At 66.9% G+C, this 18,921-nt stretch carries 11 protein-coding genes and 1 riboswitch; of the genes, 5 read left to right on the top strand and 6 right to left on the bottom strand.

The window, feature by feature from the left end:
* Positions 1-6 precede the first annotated feature (6 nt).
* On the top strand, positions 7-1,131 hold the full coding sequence (locus EJJ38_RS12630) for a ribonucleotide-diphosphate reductase subunit beta (RefSeq protein ID WP_127090512.1): 1,125 nt from the start codon (positions 7-9) through the stop codon (positions 1,129-1,131).
* Between the two features lie 54 nt (positions 1,132-1,185).
* Here the strand turns inward: EJJ38_RS12630 and zigA are convergent, their stop codons facing one another.
* Complete coding sequence (gene zigA / locus EJJ38_RS12625; protein ID WP_127090511.1) at positions 1,186-2,394, bottom strand: zinc metallochaperone GTPase ZigA; 1,209 nt, start codon at positions 2,392-2,394, stop codon at positions 1,186-1,188.
* Between the two features lie 128 nt (positions 2,395-2,522).
* Here zigA and EJJ38_RS12620 point away from each other — a divergent pair, with 128 nt between their 5' ends.
* The 3 genes from EJJ38_RS12620 to EJJ38_RS12610 all read left to right on the top strand — a co-directional run bounded on the left by EJJ38_RS12620 (position 2,523) and on the right by EJJ38_RS12610 (position 6,846).
* The gene (locus EJJ38_RS12620; RefSeq protein WP_127090510.1) at positions 2,523-3,320 is read left to right on the top strand and encodes a cobalamin-binding protein; all 798 of its coding nucleotides are present in this window, start codon (positions 2,523-2,525) and stop codon (positions 3,318-3,320) included.
* Positions 3,321-3,368: 48 nt separating this feature from the next.
* Positions 3,369-3,591: riboswitch (cobalamin riboswitch) on the top strand.
* Positions 3,592-3,712: 121 nt separating this feature from the next.
* On the top strand, positions 3,713-6,067 hold the full coding sequence (metE, locus tag EJJ38_RS12615) for a 5-methyltetrahydropteroyltriglutamate--homocysteine S-methyltransferase (RefSeq protein ID WP_245454229.1): 2,355 nt from the start codon (positions 3,713-3,715) through the stop codon (positions 6,065-6,067).
* Positions 6,064-6,846, top strand: a complete 783-nt coding sequence (locus tag EJJ38_RS12610; protein ID WP_127090509.1) for an acyl-CoA thioesterase — start codon at positions 6,064-6,066, stop codon at positions 6,844-6,846. Before metE ends, EJJ38_RS12610 begins: the two co-directional genes overlap by 4 nt.
* Positions 6,847-6,966: 120 nt before the next feature.
* On the opposite strand, the gene EJJ38_RS12605 is transcribed toward EJJ38_RS12610, so the two are convergent.
* On the bottom strand, positions 6,967-7,410 hold the full coding sequence (locus tag EJJ38_RS12605; protein WP_127090508.1) for a MerR family transcriptional regulator: 444 nt from the start codon (positions 7,408-7,410) through the stop codon (positions 6,967-6,969).
* Positions 7,411-7,475: 65 nt separating this feature from the next.
* Here EJJ38_RS12605 and EJJ38_RS12600 point away from each other — a divergent pair, with 65 nt between their 5' ends.
* On the top strand, positions 7,476-9,746 hold the full coding sequence (locus EJJ38_RS12600) for a heavy metal translocating P-type ATPase (RefSeq protein WP_127090507.1): 2,271 nt from the start codon (positions 7,476-7,478) through the stop codon (positions 9,744-9,746).
* Between the two features lie 138 nt (positions 9,747-9,884).
* Here the strand turns inward: EJJ38_RS12600 and EJJ38_RS12595 are convergent, their stop codons facing one another.
* From EJJ38_RS12595 to EJJ38_RS12580, 4 genes are all read right to left on the bottom strand, one after another.
* The gene (locus EJJ38_RS12595; RefSeq protein WP_245454228.1) at positions 9,885-10,976 is read right to left on the bottom strand and encodes a calcium:cation antiporter; all 1,092 of its coding nucleotides are present in this window, start codon (positions 10,974-10,976) and stop codon (positions 9,885-9,887) included.
* 258 nt (positions 10,977-11,234) lie between these two features.
* The gene (locus EJJ38_RS12590) at positions 11,235-14,948 is read right to left on the bottom strand and encodes a vitamin B12-dependent ribonucleotide reductase (RefSeq protein ID WP_127090506.1); all 3,714 of its coding nucleotides are present in this window, start codon (positions 14,946-14,948) and stop codon (positions 11,235-11,237) included.
* Between the two features lie 390 nt (positions 14,949-15,338).
* Positions 15,339-17,237, bottom strand: coding sequence for a DNA mismatch repair endonuclease MutL (gene mutL, locus EJJ38_RS12585; RefSeq protein WP_127090505.1), 1,899 nt, complete (start codon positions 17,235-17,237; stop codon positions 15,339-15,341).
* Between the two features lie 190 nt (positions 17,238-17,427).
* Positions 17,428-18,867, bottom strand: a complete 1,440-nt coding sequence (locus tag EJJ38_RS12580; RefSeq protein WP_127090504.1) for a class II 3-deoxy-7-phosphoheptulonate synthase — start codon at positions 18,865-18,867, stop codon at positions 17,428-17,430.
* Between the last annotated feature and the right edge of the window lie 54 nt (positions 18,868-18,921).

The raw sequence follows: 18,921 nt of genomic DNA, 5'->3' as shown, positions 1-18,921 counted from the left end.
ACCACCATGCTCGACTGGTCTGAAACCAAGGCACAGCCCACCTTCATTCCCGGCGCCATGGGCGCCGGGGCCGCCGGAGACGCCACCGGCCTCGGCACCATCGACCGCGCGGGCGGCCGGGTCTCGGTGGACGAGAAGCGGATGATCAATTGCCGCGCGGACGTGAACCAGCTCCTGCCCCTCAAATACAAATGGGCATGGGAGAAGTATCTGTCCGGCTGCAACAATCACTGGATGCCCACCGAGGTCTCCATGCAGGCGGACATCGCGCTGTGGAAGTCACGCGACGGCCTCACGGAGGATGAACGGCGCATGGTGAAGCGCAATCTCGGCTTCTTCGCCGCCTCCGAGAGCCTGGTCGCCAACAACATCGTGCTGGCCATCTACCGCCACCTCACCAACCCGGAATGCCGCCAGTATCTGCTGCGGCAGGCCTTCGAGGAGGCGGTGCACACCCACACCTTCCAATACATCGTGGAGAGCCTTGCCCTGGACGAGGGCGAGCTGTTCAACATGTATCGGGAAGTGCCGGCTATCACCGACAAGGCGGCCTGGGCGCTGAAGCACACCCAGAGCCTCGACGACCCCGAGTTCAGGACCGGCACGCTGGAGGCGGACCAGTCCTTCCTGCGCGACCTCGTGGCCTTCTACGTCATCTTCGAGGGCATGTGGTTCTATACCGGCTTCGCGCAGATCCTGTCGCTGGGCCGCCGCAACAAGATGGTCGGCATCGCCGAGCAGTACCAATACATCCTGCGCGATGAGAGCATTCACCTGAACTTCGGCATCGACGTCATCAACCAGATCAAGATCGAGAACCCGCACCTCTGGACCAGAGCGCTCCAGGACGAGGTGCGCGGCATGCTGAAGGATGCGGCCGAATTGGAAGCCTCCTATGGCCGGGACACCATGCCCAGGGGCTTCCTGGGCCTGAACGCGGCCCTGTGCGAGCAATACATGCACTTCATCGCCAACCGCCGCTGCGCGCAATTGGGCCTCGCCCCGGTGTTCGCCGAGGCCGAGAATCCCTTCCCCTGGATGAGCGAGGCCATGGACCTGAAGAAGGAGAAGAACTTCTTCGAGACCCGCGTCATCGAGTACCAGAATGGCGGTGCGCTGGCCTGGGACTGAGACCAACGGCCCCGGTCCTGGACCGGGAGCCGATTGGGTTTCGCTCAAGCCCCCTCAGGCGGCTTCCCAGACCGGGAACGGGTCCGGCAGATGCTTCAGCGCGGATGCGTCGAACCGCTTCGGATCGGTGGGGCCCACAAGGCAGGCGTCCAGTTCCGCGCGCATTGCGGCTTCGTCCAGGCCCATGCCGATGAAGACCAGTTCCTGGCGCCGGTCCCCATAGCCCGGCATCCAGTGCGAGCGCAGCCAGGACCGCCAGTCCGGCTGCGTCGGCCAATGCTCGGGCGGCACGCTCGCCCACCATCGGCCGATGGAACCGGTCTGGCAGATGGCGCCGGCGAGGCTCATCTCGCCGACGCCGTTCGGCCGCGTGGCCAGCCAGAACAAGCCCTTGGCCCGCACGAGGCCGGGCCAGGTGCGGGCGAGGAAGGCGTTGAACTTCTCGGGATGAAAGGGGCGCCGGGCGCGGTAGACGAAGCTGCCGACGCCATATTCCTCGGTCTCCGGCACATGGTCACGGAAACCGTTCAGCTCCTTGAACCAGATCGGATGCTGGCTCGCCGTCTCGAAATCGAAACGGCCGGTGCCCAGCACCTCCGTGAGCGCCACCTTGGCACGGTCGGTCTCGATGAGGCGGGCATCGGGGTTCAGGGCCTTCACCACGCCGCGCACCTCCCTGAGGCGCTCCGGAGCGAGCTCGGAGACCTTGTTGAGCACGATGACGTCGGCGAACTCGATCTGGTCGGTGAGCAGGTCCACCAGCGTGCGGGCATCCTCCTCCCCCGCGGTCTCACCCCGGTCGCGCAGAAAATCCTGGCTGCCGAAATCCTTCAGCAGGCTCGCGGCATCCACCACCGTCACCATGGTGTCGAGCCGGGCGATGTCGGAGAGGGAGAAGCCCTCCTCGTCCCGGAAATCGAACGTGGCGGCCACGGGCAGCGGCTCGGCGATGCCGGTGGATTCGATGAGCAGATAATCGAACCGTCCCTCCCCCGCGAGCCGGCGCACCTCGGACAGGAGATCGTCCCGCAGGGTGCAGCAGATGCAGCCATTGGTCATTTCCACCAGCTTCTCCTCGGTGTGGGAGAGGTTGGCGCCCCCCGCGCGGACCAGTTCCGCGTCGATATTCACCTCCGACATGTCGTTGACGATCACCGCCACCCGCAGGCCCTCGCGATTGGCGAGGACATGGTTGAGCAACGTCGTCTTCCCCGCGCCGAGGAAGCCGGACAGGACGGTGACGGGAAGTCGGGCATCGCGCATGGTGCGCCTCCATGGAAGCGATGCGTCAGGGCGCATCGTTATAAATGATATAATGTATCATTTAACGTCCGAACGCCGAGTTGGCAACCGGCCGCTTCGGACGTGCGGCCCGGCGAGGAGAGCGAAGGATGCGGCAATTCCCGCCCACACGGATCGTCTGTCTCACAGAGGAGACGGTGGAAACGCTCTATCTGCTGGGCGAGGACCATCGCATCGTGGGCGTTTCCGGCTATGCGGTGCGCCCGCCGCGCGTCCGCAAGGAGAAGCCGCGCGTCTCCGCGTTCACCTCGGCGGACATCCCCAAGATCCTCGCCCTCGACCCCGACCTTGTGCTCACCTTCTCCGACCTCCAGGCGGACATCGTCGCCCAGCTCATCCGCGAAGGCATCACGGTCCACGCCTTCAACCAGCGGGACGTTGCGGGCATCCTGGCCATGATCCGCACGCTGGGCGCCCTGGTGGGCGCTGCCGAGAAGGCCGAAGCCCTGGCTACGGGCTACGAGGCGCGTCTCGCCGGGATCGCCGCCATCTGTCCTCCGATACGGCCGAAGGTCTATTTCGAGGAATGGGACGCGCCCCTCATCTCCGGGATCGGCTGGGTCTCCGAGTTGATCGAGATCGCCGGCGGCGAGGATGTCTTCCCGGGCCTGCGAACCTGCAAGGCAGCCAAGGATCGAATCGTCCCTCCTGAAGCCGTCATCGCGGCAGCGCCCGACATCATCCTCGCCTCCTGGTGCGGGAAGAAGGTGGTCCCGGACCGCATCCGGCAACGGCCGGGCTGGAATGCGATCCCGGCGGTGCGCACCGGCCGCATCGTCGAGATCAAGTCGCCCATCATCCTCCAGCCGGGCCCGGCGGCCCTCACCGATGGGCTCGATGCCATCCGCTCGGCCCTACGGGACGAGGCAATCCATCAAACCACATGATGATATAAGGATGTCCTTATATTCTCTTGACGATAAACCAATCCTCGGTCAGATTGATGCCGTCGAGGTTCCCTGGGCCGTCACAGGCGCCAGGGCTAAGAGGGAAGCCGGTGCGGCAATTTCCGTGAGGAATGCGCCAAGGCCGGAGCTGCCCCCGCAACTGTAAGCGGCGAGCCCACGTCCATCAGTGTCACTGGGAGTGATCCCGGGAAGGCCGGACAAGAGGCGACGACCCGCGAGCCAGGAGACCTGCCCCGGCACCATGAACGTCCTCGGGCGGGGTGTCCCGGTGGTGCGCTTTGGCTTCGCCAGGTCCTCCTCCGCGCGTGCACGCCTGTCCGAAGACCCGAACGCCTTCCGTCACGGCCTGCCCTCATGAAGGGAATTCTGCCGTGACCTGGTCCTCCATCCCCATCGCAACGCTCGGCACGCCGCGCATCGGCCCGCGCCGCGAACTCAAGACCGCCCTCGAAAGCTTCTGGTCGGGCCAATCCGACGAAGCCGCGCTGCTCAAGACCGCCGCCGGTCTGCGCGCCGCGAACTGGGAGCGGCAGAAGGCGCTGGGCATCCGCGTCATCCCCTCCAACGACTTCTCGCTTTACGATCAGGTTCTGGACACCAGCGTGATGGTCGGCGCCATCCCGGCGGCCTATGGCTGGCGGGGCGGAAAAGTGCCGCTCGCCACCTATTTCGCCATGGCTCGCGGCGCGCAGGGCGCCGACCCGGACCATGCCTGCGCCCATGGCCATGCCGGCCACGGTCATGGTGTTCCCGCGCAGGAAATGACGAAGTGGTTCGATACGAACTACCACTACATGGTGCCGGAATTCACGGCGGACCAAGCCTTCACCCTGGCCTCGCTCAAGGCCGTGGACGAGTTCCTTGAGGCGAAGGCGCTGGGCCATCACACCCGTCCCGTGCTGCTCGGCCCGGTCACCTTCCTCAAGCTCGGCAAGAGCAAGGATCCGAGCCTCGATCCCCTCTCCCTGCTTCACCGCCTGATGCCGGTCTATATCGACATCCTGCGGCGCCTGTCCGCCAATGGCGCGGACTGGGTGCAGATGGACGAGCCTTGCCTCGTGCTCGATCTGGACACCGCCACCCAGCTCGCCCTGCGGGATGCCTACGGCATGATCGCCTATGCCCTGCCGCATCTGAAGATCATGCTGGCCACCTATTTCGGCGGCCTCGGCGACAATCTCGACACCGCGCTCGCCCTCCCCGTGGCGGGCCTTCATCTCGACCTCGTGCGCGCGCCGGACCAGCTCGACGCCGTCCTGGCCAAGGCGCCGCGCGGCCTCGTCCTGTCGCTGGGCGTCATTGACGGACGCAATGTCTGGCGGGCCGATCTTTCCGCCCTGCTGGACCGGCTCGGGCCGGTCGTCACCCGTCGCGGCACCGACCATCTCCAGCTTGCCCCGTCCTGCTCGCTCCTGCATGTGCCCATCGACCTGGAGCTGGAGACCGACCTCGACCCGGATGTGAAGTCCTGGCTCGCCTTCTCGCTCCAGAAGATGGACGAACTGGCGACCTTGAGCGCGGCCCTGTCCGGTGAAAGGGAGCGCGTGGCGGACAAGCTGGCCGCATCCTCGCAAGCCGCCGCTGCGCGCAAGGCGTCTCCGAAGGTTCACAACCCGGCCGTCGCGGCCCGTACCGCATCCATCGCCTCCACCCTGAAGCAGCGTGACAGCGCCTTCCCGCTGCGCGCGCAGGTTCAGCGACGGCGCTTCGGCCTGCCCGCCTTCCCCACCACGACCATCGGCTCCTTCCCGCAGACCTCGGACGTCCGCAAGGCCCGCTCCGCTTATGCCAAGGGCACGCTGGACGATGCCGCCTATGAGCGTTTTTTGCGGGAGGAGACGGAGCGCACCGTGCGCTGGCAGGAGGAGATCGGCCTCGACGTGCTCGTCCATGGCGAGTTCGAGCGCAACGACATGGTGCAGTATTTCGGCGAGCAACTCTCCGGCTTCGCCTTCACCAAGCATGCCTGGGTGCAGAGCTATGGCTCGCGCTATGTGCGCCCGCCCATCCTGTTCGGCGATGTCTCCCGCCCGAGCGCCATGACCGTCTCGTGGTGGGCTTATGCCCAGTCGCTCACGAGCAAGCCCATGAAGGGCATGCTGACCGGGCCGGTCACCATCCTCAACTGGTCCTTCGTGCGGAATGACATTCCCAGAAGCGACGCCTGCCGCCAGATCGCCTTCGCCATCCGCGACGAGGTGGAGGACCTGGAAGCCGCCGGGGCGGCCATAATCCAGATCGACGAGGCGGCGCTGCGCGAGGGCCTGCCGCTGCGCAAATCGGACTGGAAGACCTATCTCGACTGGGCCGTGGAATGCTTCCGCATCTGCGCCTCCGGGGTCGCCGACGAGACGCAGATCCACACCCATATGTGCTACTCTGAATTCAACGACATCATCGACGCCATCGCGGCCATGGATGCCGACGTCATCTCCATCGAGACCTCCCGCTCGAAGATGGAACTGCTGGACGCCTTCCGGACCTACAAATATCCCAACGAGATCGGCCCCGGCGTCTACGACATCCACTCGCCCCGCGTGCCCGAGATCGGCGAGATGACCGAACTGATGGCGCTTGCCCGCCAGCGGCTGGCGGATGGCCAGCTCTGGGTGAATCCGGATTGCGGACTGAAGACCCGCAAATGGGAAAAAGTCCGCCCGGCCCTGGCGAACATGGTGGCCGCGGCCCGCGCACTCCGCTCCTCGGTTCAGGAGGCGGCGGAATGACCACCCTCTCCCAGCCCCGCCTCACCCGCCTCATCGACATCGTCTTTCCGGGCGATACCAACCACCACGGGACCCTGTTCGGCGGCATCGGCCTCGCCCAGATGGACAAGGTCGCCTTCATCGCCGCCGCGCGGCATGCCCCCGCCGATTTCGTCACGGCCTCCTGCGAGCGCATCGATTTCGAGGCGCCCGCCCATCTCGGCGACATCATCGAGCTGACCGGCCGCATCCTGCGTGTCGGCAACCGGTCCCTGGGCGTGGAGGTGGAGCTTGTTGCCGAAGCTCCCGTCTCCGGCGAACGGCGGCGCTGCGGGGTGGGCATGTTCAACATGGTGGCCGTGGGCGAAGGGCTGGCCCGCCTCGGCGGGCGCCTGCCGCCGCTCGCTTCCCCGCCGGAACGCGGGGCGGAAGAGGAGCTGCGGATGGTGGAAATGGTCTTCCCGGAGAAGACCAGCCATTACGGTAGCCTCTATGGCGGTAACGCGCTCGCCGCCATGGGCAAGGCCGCCTTCGTGGTCGCCACCCGCCATTGCCGCAAGGCGGTGGTGATGGCTTCCTCCCACCGCGTGGACTTCGCGCACCAGATCCAGACCGGCGAGGTGGTGGAACTGGCGCCCCGCGTGGTGGAGACGGGACGGACATCCATGACGGTGGATGTGGAGTTGTGGGCCGAGAACCTGCATTCCGGCGAACGCCGGGCCTGCGGGCGGGGCCGGTTCGTCATGGTGGCTGTGGATGCCGGGCATCGGCCCACATCCATCGCCGCGACCGCCGCATAACGCGGCGACACTGATCTCATACCAAGGGTCCGTGAGCGTTGCTCACGGACCCTTGGTCAAGCCCGCGCGACGCTTGAGCGAAACCCACTCGGCGCCGGTCAAAGACCGGGGCCGTTGGTATCAAATTGCCGCGTGCGCGGCCCCGCCATGGTGCTGGCATTCGCCGTGATCGGCCAAGATTTCGATCACGCGGCATTGACCCACCTGACCGTGCGAGCACTCTGAGATCATCCGCACCAGCTCCTCCTTCAGGGCGGTAAGGCTCGCGATGCGCAATTCCACCTCGGCGAGCCGGGCGCGCGCGATCTCATCGGCCGTCCCGCAGGATTGGCCGGGGTCATCCTGGAGCACGAGCAGCGTGCGGATGGAATCGATCTCGAAGCCAAGCTCCCGCGCATGCCGGATGAAGGTCAGGCGCCGCAGCTCCTCGGGCCCGTAAAGCCGGCGATTGCCGTCGGTTCGCGGAAGCTCCGGCATCAAGCCGATCTGCTCGTAGAAGCGGATCGTGGGCACTTTTACGCCGCTCGCCTTCGCCGCCGCACCGATTGAAACATCCCGCGACATTCCGCTTGCTCCTCTAGTCACTAGAGAATGTAGGTTCGCCCTGTACGATGTGAAAGGGCACTCCGATGAACGCTCCTCTGATCCAGACCCGCTTTCGGGTCAGCGGGATGGACTGCGCCTCCTGCGCGGCGAAGATCGACGCGGCGGCGAGCCGGATTCCGGGCATCGAAGACGTGACGATCTCCGTGACGGCGGGGACCATGTCGGTTCGCCACACGCCCGAAAGCGATCTCGCGGCCCTGCGCAAGCGGGTGGCGACCATGGGCTACGATGTGGTTCCCATCGAAGGCCGCTCTCACGCCGCCCCTCAGGGCCACGATACACCGGCGCAGGACACCTGCTGCGGTGATCATCACCATGGACACGACCATGGCGCCCATTCCACTCCCCATGATCATGGGCCTGCGGGGGGCGAGCACACCCATGAAGGGGGCGCTTCAGGGCTTCATGGACATGACCATGGCCCGACGAACGGGCCCTGGTGGAAATCCGGCAAGGCCCGCCTGACCTTGCTCAGCGGGGCGGCGCTGGTGGCCGCCTTTGCGGTCGGAAAGCTGATGCCCTCCATCGAAGGCCCGGCTTACATCGTCGCCATGCTGGTGGGCCTGATCCCCATCGCCCGCCGCGCCGTCATGGCCGCCTTCAACGGCCTGCCCTTCACCATCGAGATGCTGATGACCATCGCAGCCATCGGCGCCGTCATCATCGGCGCGTCCGAGGAGGCGGCGGCGGTGGTCTTCCTGTTCCTGGTGGGCGAATTGCTGGAAGGCGTCGCCGCAGGCCGTGCCCGCGCGAGCATCCAGTCGCTCACCGCCCTCGTTCCCAAGACCGCGCTTCTGGAGCGGGACGGCGGCACGCGGGAGGTTCAGGCGGACAACCTCGCCGTGGGCGACGTCATCCTCGTGCGTCCCGGCGACCGCATCCCGGCGGACGGCATCATCATCTCCGGCGAAAGCCCCATCGACGAAGCGCCCGTGACCGGCGAAAGCACGCCCGTGCGCAAGGGGGTGGATGCCACTGTCTTCGCGGGCACCGTGAACGGCGATGCCGCCCTTCGGGTCCGCGTGACCGCGGCCGCCCAGGACAACACCATCGCCCGCGTGGTGAAGCTGGTGGAGGAGGCGCAGGAATCCAAGGCGCCCACAGAGCGCTTTATCGACCGCTTCTCCCGCTATTACACGCCCGGCGTCGTGGTGGTGGCCGCCCTTGTGGCGCTCATCCCCCCGCTCCTGTTCGGCGGGGGGTGGGACGAATGGATCTATAAGGGCCTCGCCATCCTCCTGATCGGCTGCCCGTGCGCCCTGGTCATCTCCACGCCCGCCGCCATCGCGGCCGGGCTCTCCACGGGTGCCCGCCGGGGTCTGTTGATGAAGGGCGGCGCGGTGCTTGAGGGGATCGGCAAGATCACCGCCGCCTGCTTCGACAAGACCGGCACCCTCACCGAGGGCCAGCCGAAGGTTACCGATGTGATCGGCTTCGGCCGTCCCGAGCGCGAGGTGCTCCGGTTCGCCGCCGCCCTCGAAACCGGCTCCAGCCATCCTCTCGCCAAGGCGATCCTGGACGCGGCGGATGCGGGCGATATCGGGGTGCCCCCGGCGGACGAGGCCAAGGCACTGGGCGGCAAGGGCGTGACGGCGGCCGTCGAAGGGCTCCTGGTGTTCTTGGGCTCCCCCCGGGCTGCGGACGAGCGTGTCGCGCTTTCGCCGGAAGCGACGGCGCGGATCACCGCCCTGAACGACGAAGGCAAGACGGTGTCGGTGCTGATCGTTGACGGGCAGGTCGCGGGCGCCATCGCCATGCGCGACGAGCCGCGCCCCGATGCCCTGAAGGGCCTGCGCGCACTGGCCGATGCGGGCATCCGCACGGTGATGCTCACCGGCGACAACCGCCGCACGGCTGAGGCCATCGGGCGCCAACTCGGCATTGAGGTGCGGGCGGAACTGCTGCCGGAGGACAAGCAGCGCATCGTCGGCGAATTGCGGTCCCAGGGCCTTGTCGTCGCCAAGGTCGGCGACGGCATCAACGATGCCCCTGCGCTGGCGGCGGCGGACGTGGGCATCGCCATGGGCGGCGGCACCGATGTGGCCCTGGAGACCGCCGACGCCGCCGTGCTGCACGGGCGGGTGACGGACGTTGCGGCCATGGTGGACCTTTCCAAGCGCACCATGGGCAATATCCGGCAGAACATCACCATCGCCCTGGGGCTGAAGGCGGTGTTCCTCGTCACCACGGTGATCGGCATCACCGGCCTGTGGCCCGCCATCCTGGCCGACACGGGCGCGACCGTCCTGGTGACAATCAACGCCCTGCGGCTGCTCGGCTATCGCCCCTCGTGAGGGAACGCCGCGAGACCTGCGGGCCGAAGCGACACCCATAAAAAAGGCCCGCCGCGAAAACGGGGCGGGCCTTTTTGTGAGTCCCGGCTTCATCACGCCGGCAGTCCCGTGCGACCGGGGGCGAAACGCCCTCGGCCTCTATGGCGAAGCGGCGATGAACAGGAAGGCCGCGAATATGACGAGGTGCACGCCACCCTGCAGAATGGTCGTCCGGCCCGTCGCGAGCGTGATGGTCGCCATGATCAGGGTCAGGACGATCTGAACGATATGGTCGGCCTCCAGGCCCATGGTGATCGACCGGTCGAGCAGCAGCGACACGATCGCGATCGTCGGAATGGTGAGCCCGATACTGGCGAGGGCGGAGCCGAGGGCGAGGTTCAGGCTCTTCTGGATCTTATCGGCCCTGGCGGCGCGAAAGGCCGTCGTGCCCTCCGGCAACAGCACGACCGCCGCGACGAGCACGCCGATAAGCTGCGGATTGAGCCCTGCCGACGTGACCGCCGTGCTGATGGTGGGCGTCAGTTCCTCGGCAACGAAGATGACGATGAGCAGCGCCACGAACAGCATGACGGCGCTGATGATGGCGGCCCGCTGCGATGGCCGATCCTCGGCGGGCGCGGCGTTCACATCCAGGAAATAATTGCGGTGGCGGACCGTCTGCACAAACAGGAAAAGCCCGTAGAGCATCAATGAAACGACGGCGACGAAGCCGAGTTGCAGAGGCGAATAAAAAGGACCGGGCACCGAGGACGTATAGTTCGGCAGGATGAGCGTGAGCGTCGTCAATGTGCCGAGCACGGCCAGTTCCGCTGCTGCGCCCGTATATTGGAACTCCTGCTCACGATGCAGCAGGCCACCCACGAAGAGGCACACGCCGATCACCCCGTTCAGCACGATCATCACGGTCGCGAACACCGTGTCGCGCGCAATTTCGCTGCCCTCGGGTGACCCCGAAAGCATGACCGAGACGATCAGCGACACCTCTATCACGGTGACCGCGGCAGCCAGGATGATGGAGCCGAACGGCTCTCCAATGCGGTGCGAGACGACTTCCGCATGATCGACGGCGGCAAAAACGGACCCGATCAGGAAGACCGCCGCCAGCGTCACGAAGATCCCGGACTCTGCGCTGAAGATATGAAGCGCATGTGCGGCCAGCGTGAGGATCGCGCCACCCATCGCGATCATGGCCCAGTGTGACTTCAAGAAATCAAACGACGATTTCGCCATGGGCGCATGTTCCGAACTTGTTTCGGTTCGACCAGCAAGAAAACGGCGCCAAAGCCATGAATGGAGAGGGCCCACGCCCGCGCGGCGTCTATCCGTGGCTACGTTCCAGCGTCAAGGATCGGCCACTGCGAGAGCCCGGCAACATCCTCTGGCCTTATGGTAAAACACAGTCGCACGGACGCCGCTTCGGACAGCCCATCATGACGAAAGGGCCGCCGCGAAACGCGACGGCCCTCTCTGCAAGCACCTATCGAAAACTCAGCTGCAGCCCGTGGTGGAGCCGCAGGTGTCGCACTTCATGCAGGTGCCGTTGCGCACCAGCGTGAAGTTCATGCATTCGGGGCAGGCTTCGCCCTCATAGCCGCGGGCGCGGGCTTCGGCGCGGCGCTCGGCCTTGCGGGCCGCGGCACCCCAGGGAAGGGCCTTGTCCAGCAGCGTCTCAGCCGCCGCCTCCAGCTCCTCCACCTCGCCCAGCGCCGCTTCCTCCTCCTCGGGCTGCGCCTTCAGGGCCGTGGCCCCATCGGTGCGGCGAAGCAGGGTGACATTGTCGGCCGCAGCACGCGGCTCGGCGGTGGGCGCGACGAGATTCACGGTCTTGCCGCGCACCAGGCCCTTGGAGACGATGCGCGAGGCAGCGGAAGGCGCCTTGCCCTCGTCAACGCCCTTGCCGAGGGCGTCGAAGCCGGTGTCGCTCGGGTCCACATGGCCGAGATCGTTGCGCGCCAGATAGGACACGGCCAGTTCGCGGAACACATAGTCCAGGATGGAGGTGGCGTACTTGATGGTGTCGTTGCCCTGCACCGGGCCCGCGGGCTCGAAGCGGGTGAAGGTGAAGGCGTCCACATATTCCTCGAGCGGCACGCCGTACTGCAGGCCGAGCGAGATGGCGATGGCGAAATTGTTCAGCAGCGACCGGAGGGCGGCGCCCTCCTTGTGCATGTCGATGAAGATCTCGCCGATGCGGCCGTCATCATATTCGCCGGTGCGCAGATAGACCTTGTGGCCGCCCACCACCGCCTTCTGGGTGTAGCCCTTGCGGCGGTCGGGCATCTTCTCGCGCTCGCGGACGCGGTGCTCGACGATGCGCTCCACCACCCGTTCCACGATCTTCTCGGTGACGGCGGCGGCACGGGCGGCGTTGGGCTGGGCCACCAGGGCCTCGATCGCATCGTCCTCGTCCTCCTCGTCCGCCACCAGCTGGGCGTTGAGGGGCTGGGAGAGCTTGGAGCCGTCGCGATAGAGCGCGTTGGCTTTCAGCGCCAGGCGCCAGGAAAGCAGGTAGGCGGACTTGCAATCCTCGACGGTGGCGTCGTTGGGCATGTTGATGGTCTTGGAGATGGCGCCCGAAATGAAGGGCTGCGCCGCCGCCATCATGCGGATGTGGCTCTCCACCGAGAGGAAGCGCTTGCCGATGCGCCCGCAGGGCGAGGCGCAGTCGAACACCGGCAGATGCTCGGCCTTCAGGAAGGGCGCGCCCTCCAGGGTCATGGCGCCGCAGACATGGACGTTCGCGGCGTCGATCTCAGCCTTGGAGAAGCCGAGATGCGCGAGCAGGTCGAACTTCGGGTCGGCGAGCTGGGCGACGGAGACGTGGAGCGTCCTCACCAGGAACTCCTCGCCGAAGGTCCAGCGATTAAAGGCGAACTTGATGTCGAAGGCGGTCTTCACCGCCGCTTCCGCCTTCTGGATGGCCGCGTCGTCAAAGCCCTTGGCGCGCAGCGTGGTGTGGTTGATGCCGGGCGCCTGGGCGAGCGAGCCGTGACCCACCGCATAGGCCTCGATCTCGGCGATCTGCGCCTCGCCATAGCCGAGCGCGCGCAGCGCCTCGGGAACGGCGCGGTTGATGATCTTGAAATAGCCGCCGCCGGCCAGCTTCTTGAACTTCACCAGCGCGAAGTCGGGCTCGATGCCGGTGGTGTCGCAATCCATCACGAGGCCGATGGTGCCCGTGGGGGCGATCACCGAGACCTGGGCGTTGCGGTAGCCGTGGGCGATGCCGCCCTCCAGCGCCTTGTCCCAGGCGCTCTTGGCATGGGCCGCGAGGCGCGCGTCCTTCAGGGAGGCGAGGTCCAGCGGCACGGGCGCCACGGACAGGTCCTCATAGCCCGCCGCCTCGCCATAGGCCGCGCGGCGATGGTTGCGGATGACCCGCAGCATGGAGTCCGTGTTCTTGGAATATTCAGGGAAAGTGCCCAGCTCCTTCGCCATCTCGGCGGAGGTGGCGTAGCAGATGCCGGTCATGATCGAGGAGATGGCGCCGCAGATGGCGCGGCCTTCCTCCGAGTCATAGGGAATGCCCGACGACATGAGCAGGCCGCCGATATTGGCGTAGCCGAGACCGAGCGTGCGGTACTGGAAGGACAGCTCGGCAATCTGGCGCGAGGGGAACTGCGCCATGAGCACGGAGATTTCCAGCACCACGGTCCACAGCCGCACCGCATGCTCGAAGCTCTCCACGTCGAAGCGCTTCTCGGCGTCGCGGAACTGCAGCAGGTTGAGCGAGGCGAGGTTGCAGGCCGTGTCGTCCAGGAACATGTATTCCGAGCACGGGTTGGACGCCCGGATCTCGCCACCCGCCGGGCAGGTGTGCCAGTCATTGACCGCCGTGTGGAACTGGATGCCGGGATCGGCGCAGTGCCAGGCGGCCGAGCCGATCTTCTCCCACAGGTCACGGGCCTTGATGGTCTTGTGCACCTTGCCGTCGATGCGGCGCATCAAGTTCCAGTCGGCATCCGCCTCCACCGCGCGCAGGAAGTCGTCGGTGACGCGCACGGAATTGTTGGAGTTCTGGCCCGCGACCGTGATGTAGGCCTCGCCGTCCCAGTCGGTGTCGTAGATGGCGACGTCGATGTCGCTATAGCCCTGGCGGCCATACTGGATGACGCGGCGGATGGCGGCATCCACCACACCCGCCTTGCGGGCGGCCTTGATCTCGCGCTTGAGCGCCGGGTTCTTCTCCGGGTCGAAGCAGGAATCGCCGTCGCCCTCGCAATTCACGCAGGCCTTGAGCACCGCCTTGAGGTGGCGGGCATTGATCTTGGAGCCGGTGACGAGGGAAGCGACCTTCTGCTCCTCGGTCACCTTCCAGTCCACATAGGCCTCGATATCCGGATGGTCGGCATCCACCACCACCATCTTGGCGGCGCGGCGGGTGGTGCCGCCGGACTTGATGGCGCCCGCCGCGCGGTCGCCGATCTTCAGGAAGCTCATGAGGCCGGAGGAGCGCCCGCCGCCGGAGAGCTTCTCGCCCTCGCCGCGCAGGGACGAGAAATTGGAGCCGGTGCCGGAGCCGTACTTGAACAGGCGCGCCTCGCGCACCCACAGATCCATGATGCCGCCCTCGTTCACGAGGTCGTCGGCCACCGACTGGATGAAGCAGGCGTGGGGCTGGGGATGCTCATAGGCGGACGTGGAGGATGTCAGCTCGCCGGTCTTGTAGTCCACATAGAAATGGCCCTGGCCGGGCCCGTCGATGCCGTAGGCCCAGTGCAGGCCGGTGTTGAACCACTGGGGGGAATTGGGCGCCACCATCTGCATGGCGAGCATGTAGCGGTGCTCGTCGAAGAAGGCCTGCGCGTCCTCTTCCGTGTCGAAATAGCCGCCCTTCCAGCCCCAATAGGTCCAGGTGCCGGCCAGACGATCAAACACCTGCTTGGCGGACATCTCGCCGCCGGAGCGCTGCTCCTTGGAGAGGTCGGCAAGGGCCGCCTCGTCAGGCACGGAGCGCCACAGGAAGGAGGGGACGGAATTCTCCTCCACCTTCTTCAGGCGCGCGGGAACGCCCGCGCGGCGGAAATACTTCTGGGCGAGGATATCGCTGGCCACCTGCGAGAAGTGCGCGGGGACCTCGATACCCTCCTGGCGGAAGACCACCGAGCCGTCGGGGTTGCGGATTTCGCTCACCGTCTCGCGGAAGGCGATGGCGGCATAGGGCGACTGGCCGGCCGTGGTGTAGCGGCGTTCGACGCGCATGTTCCGAAACTCCTCAGCCCCCCAAGGGCAATGATGGCTCAAAATGGCGGCAGCCGCGACGCAACGCGACGGGTACAGCGGCTCGCGCCGCCCCGGGACCTGGGCTGCTGTGTTTGGAAAGGACGAAGGCATGCCCGGTCCTCAGGACCAAGCCGTGCCCACCGCCTATGACCCGAACGCTAGTGTGAGTCTGGCAGTCCCGTCAAACGCAGATTTGCACAGATTTGGGGCTCTCAAGCCGTCAGCCCACTACATATAGTGGCGCCACGGAGGTGAACAATCCCTTAACCGCGTTGCGGCTGAACGGATTTCCCGCCCATGGCGGACTTGCGCGACGCTGAGGCGGCAAACCGACTTATGCACGTCATCCACAGATGCACACAGGCGGCACTACCGCCGCGCGAACAGTTTCTCCACATCACCCAGAGAGAGAGAAATGAAGGTGGGGCGGCCGTGATTGCACTCCCCCGCATTGGGGGTCGCCTCCATCTCGCGCAGCAGGGCGTTCATCTCCTCCACCCGCAGACGCCGCCCGGCGCGCACGGAGCCGTGGCAGGCCATGGTGGCGGCCACATGCAGCAGGCGACGCTCCAGCGGCAGGGCATCGTCCCATTCCGCCGCATGCTCGGCCACGTCGCGCACCAGCTTGGTCACGTCCGCGTCCTTCAGCAAAGCGGGCACCTCGCGCACCAGCACCGCGCCGTGGCCGAACGGCTCCAGCACGAGGCCGAGCTGTGCGAAATCGCCCGCGCGCTCCGCCAGCCGGTCCGCCTCGGCGGGGTCGAGATCCACCACGGCGGGCACCAGAAGGCCCTGGCGGGCGATTCCGTCCCGTTCCAACGCCGCCTTGAGCTTCTCATAGACCAGCCGCTCATGGGCCGCGTGCTGGTCCACCAGGACAAGGCCATCGCGGGTCTGCGCGACGATATAGGTCTCGTGCAATTGCGCCCGCGCGGCGCCAAGCGGCCGGTCGAGGTCCACCGCGCTCGGTGCCGCCTCCCCCGCCCGCGAATCGGCGGCGGGGGCGCCCAGATCGAAGCGGGACTGGGCGAGGCCCGTGGCGGGGAGAAAGTCCCCGTCCGCCGCCTCGTCCACGGCCAGGGCATCGAGGCCCAGCGGACGCGCGGGCGAGGCCCTCCAGTCATAGAAGCCGGCAGGCCGCGCCTCCGCCGCGCGGTATCCGCCGCCGGAGGACGGCGCCATGAAGGGCGCGGCGGCGGGCGGGGCGAGGACAGCGCCCTCAGGGCGCGCCAGCGCCACCAGCCGGTCGGCGATGGAAGCGGCGGTGCGGGGCACGCGCTCGGCCAGCGTGTCGGTGAGGGTCCGCACGATGAGGGCTCGCACATTGCCCCCGTCGCGGAAGCGTACCTCGGTCTTGGCCGGATGCACGTTCACATCCACCTCGCGCGGGTCCAGCGTGAGGAACAGGGCCAGCAGCGGATGGCGATCGGAGGGCAGAAGGTCCGAATAGGCGGCCCGGATGGCGCCCATGAGCAGCTTGTCGCGCACCGGGCGGCCGTTCACGAACAGATATTGGGAGAGCGAATTGGCCTTGGAGAAGGTGGGCAGGCCCGCCAGCCCCGTGAGGCGCACGCCGCCCCGCTCGCCGTCCACGGGCACCAGATTGCGCCCCGCCTCGGCGCCCAGCACGTCCGCGATGCGCCGGGCGCGGCCTTCCGGGGTTGGCTCCTGCGCGGGATAGGTGAGCGGGCCGCGCTCCTCATGCACCAAAGTGAAGGCGATGTCGGGCCGCGCCAGAGCGAGGCGGCGCACCACATCCAAGGCGGCGGTGCCCTCGGCCCGGTCGGATTTCAGAAATTTCAGCCGCGCGGGGGTGGCGAAGAACAGGTCGCGTACCTCCACCCGCGTGCCGCCCTTCAGCGCCGCCGGGCGGGGCTCGAACACCGTTCCGCCCTCCACGCGAATCTCGAAGGCATGGTCCGCACCCTCGGGGCGGCTGGTGATGGCGAGCCGCGCCACCGAGCCGATGGAAGGCAGCGCCTCCCCCCGGAAGCCCAGAGTGGAAATGGCCAGCAGATCCTCGTCCGGCAGCTTGGAAGTGGCGTGGCGCTCCACGGCCAGAGCGAGATCGTCCGGCCCCATGCCGCCGCCATCGTCCGACACCCGGATGAGCCGCCGCCCGCCGCCGTCGATGACCACCTCCACGGCGCGCGCGCCCGCGTCGATGGCGTTCTCCACCAGTTCCTTCACCACGGCAGCCGGCCGCTCCACCACTTCGCCGGCGGCGATGCGGTCGATGAGCACGGGAGGCAGGCGGCGAATGGTCATGAAGGCGCGACTCGGGAATGGGCGCCGCGATTATAGGCCAGAGCGGCCCGCCATGCCCGGCCCGCCGCGCGTCATGGGCGGCTTGTCCCTGCTGTCCACTGCCCCGGAGGCCGTTGGCCAAAAAAATACCCCGGCGGGAAGCCGGGGTATTTCAATCCTTGAACCCACTCCCTTTCGGGAAGGGGAGACCTCACTCGGCGGCGGCAACCACGGTGCGGCCACGGGCGAGACGCTCGCGCTTCAGCAGTTCGGCCACCAGGAAAGCGATCTCGATGGCCTGGTCCGCATTGAGGCGCGGGTCGCAATAGGTGTGGTAGCGGTCCCGCAGGTCTTCGTCCGTGATGGCCCGCGCGCCGCCGGTGCATTCGGTGACGTTCTTGCCGGTCATCTCCAGATGCACGCCGCCGGCATAGGTGCCCTCGGCCGCATGGATGTCGAAGAAGGACTGGATCTCCAACTGGATGCGCTCGAACGGGCGCGTCTTGTAGCCGGAGCCCGCCTTGACGGTATTGCCGTGCATGGGATCGCACGACCACACGACGGTGCGGCCTTCCCGCTCCACCGCCCGGATGAGGCCCGGCAGGTGGTCGCCCACCTTGTCGGCACCGAAGCGGCAGATGAGGGTGATGCGGCCGGCCTCATTGTCCGGCTGGAGCGTGTCCAGCAGGCGGATGAGGCCGTCGCCCGAGAGCGAGGGGCCGCACTTGATGCCGATGGGATTACGGATGCCGCGGAAATATTCCACATGCCCGTGGTCCGGCTGGCGGGTGCGGTCGCCGATCCACAGCAGGTGGCCGGAGGTGGCGTACCAATCGCCGGACGTGGAATCCACCCGCGTCAGCGCCTGCTCGTAGCCGAGCAGCAGCGCCTCGTGGCTGGTGAAGAAATCCGTGATCCGCATCTCGGGATGGGACTGGGGATCGATGCCGCAGGCGCGCATGAAGTCGAGCGCCTCGGTGATGCGGTTCGCCAGTTCCTGGTAGCGATGCGACTGCGGACTGTCCTTCACGAAGCCCAGCATCCACTGGTGCGCGTTGGACAGGTTGGCATAGCCGCCGTTCGCGAACGCGCGCAGCAGGTTGAGCGTCGCCGCCGACTGGCGGTACGCCTCGATCTGGCGGCGCGGATCGGGCACGCGGGCTTCCGGCGTGAAGGCGATGTCGTTGACGATGTCGCCGCGATAGCTGGGCAGCTCCACGCCGTCCACGGTCTCGAAGTCCGCCGAGCGGGGCTTGGCGAACTGGCCCGCAATGCGGCCCACCTTCACCACCGGCGAACCGCCGGAGAAGGTGAGGACCACCGCCATCTGCAGGAAGACGCGGAAGAAATCGCGAATATTGTCGGCGCTGTGCTCGTCGAAGCTCTCGGCGCAGTCGCCGCCCTGGAGCAGGAAGGCTTCGCCGCGCGCGACCTTGGCGAGGTCCGCCTTCAGGCGGCGCGCCTCACCTGCAAACACGAGCGGAGGATAGGTGCCGAGCTTGCGCTCCACTTCCGTCAGTTCGGCGGCGTCCGGATAGGACGGCATCTGGACGGAGGGATAAAATCGCCACGAATCCGGACGCCAGCCTTCGGCGCGGCGAGAAACGGTCTCGGCGCTCGGGATGCGATCGGATACGGGACGGGTCGGCATAACTCTCTCCATCGGTCCTTCCGGGACCGCAAGGGGCGGCCAAAGGGATATCCT

It is taken from the genome of Aquabacter cavernae (assembly GCF_003993795.1).
In the GTDB taxonomy this organism is placed as follows: Bacteria; Pseudomonadota; Alphaproteobacteria; order Rhizobiales; family Xanthobacteraceae; genus Aquabacter; species Aquabacter cavernae.
This window is presented reverse-complemented; position numbering and strand designations above follow the sequence as displayed.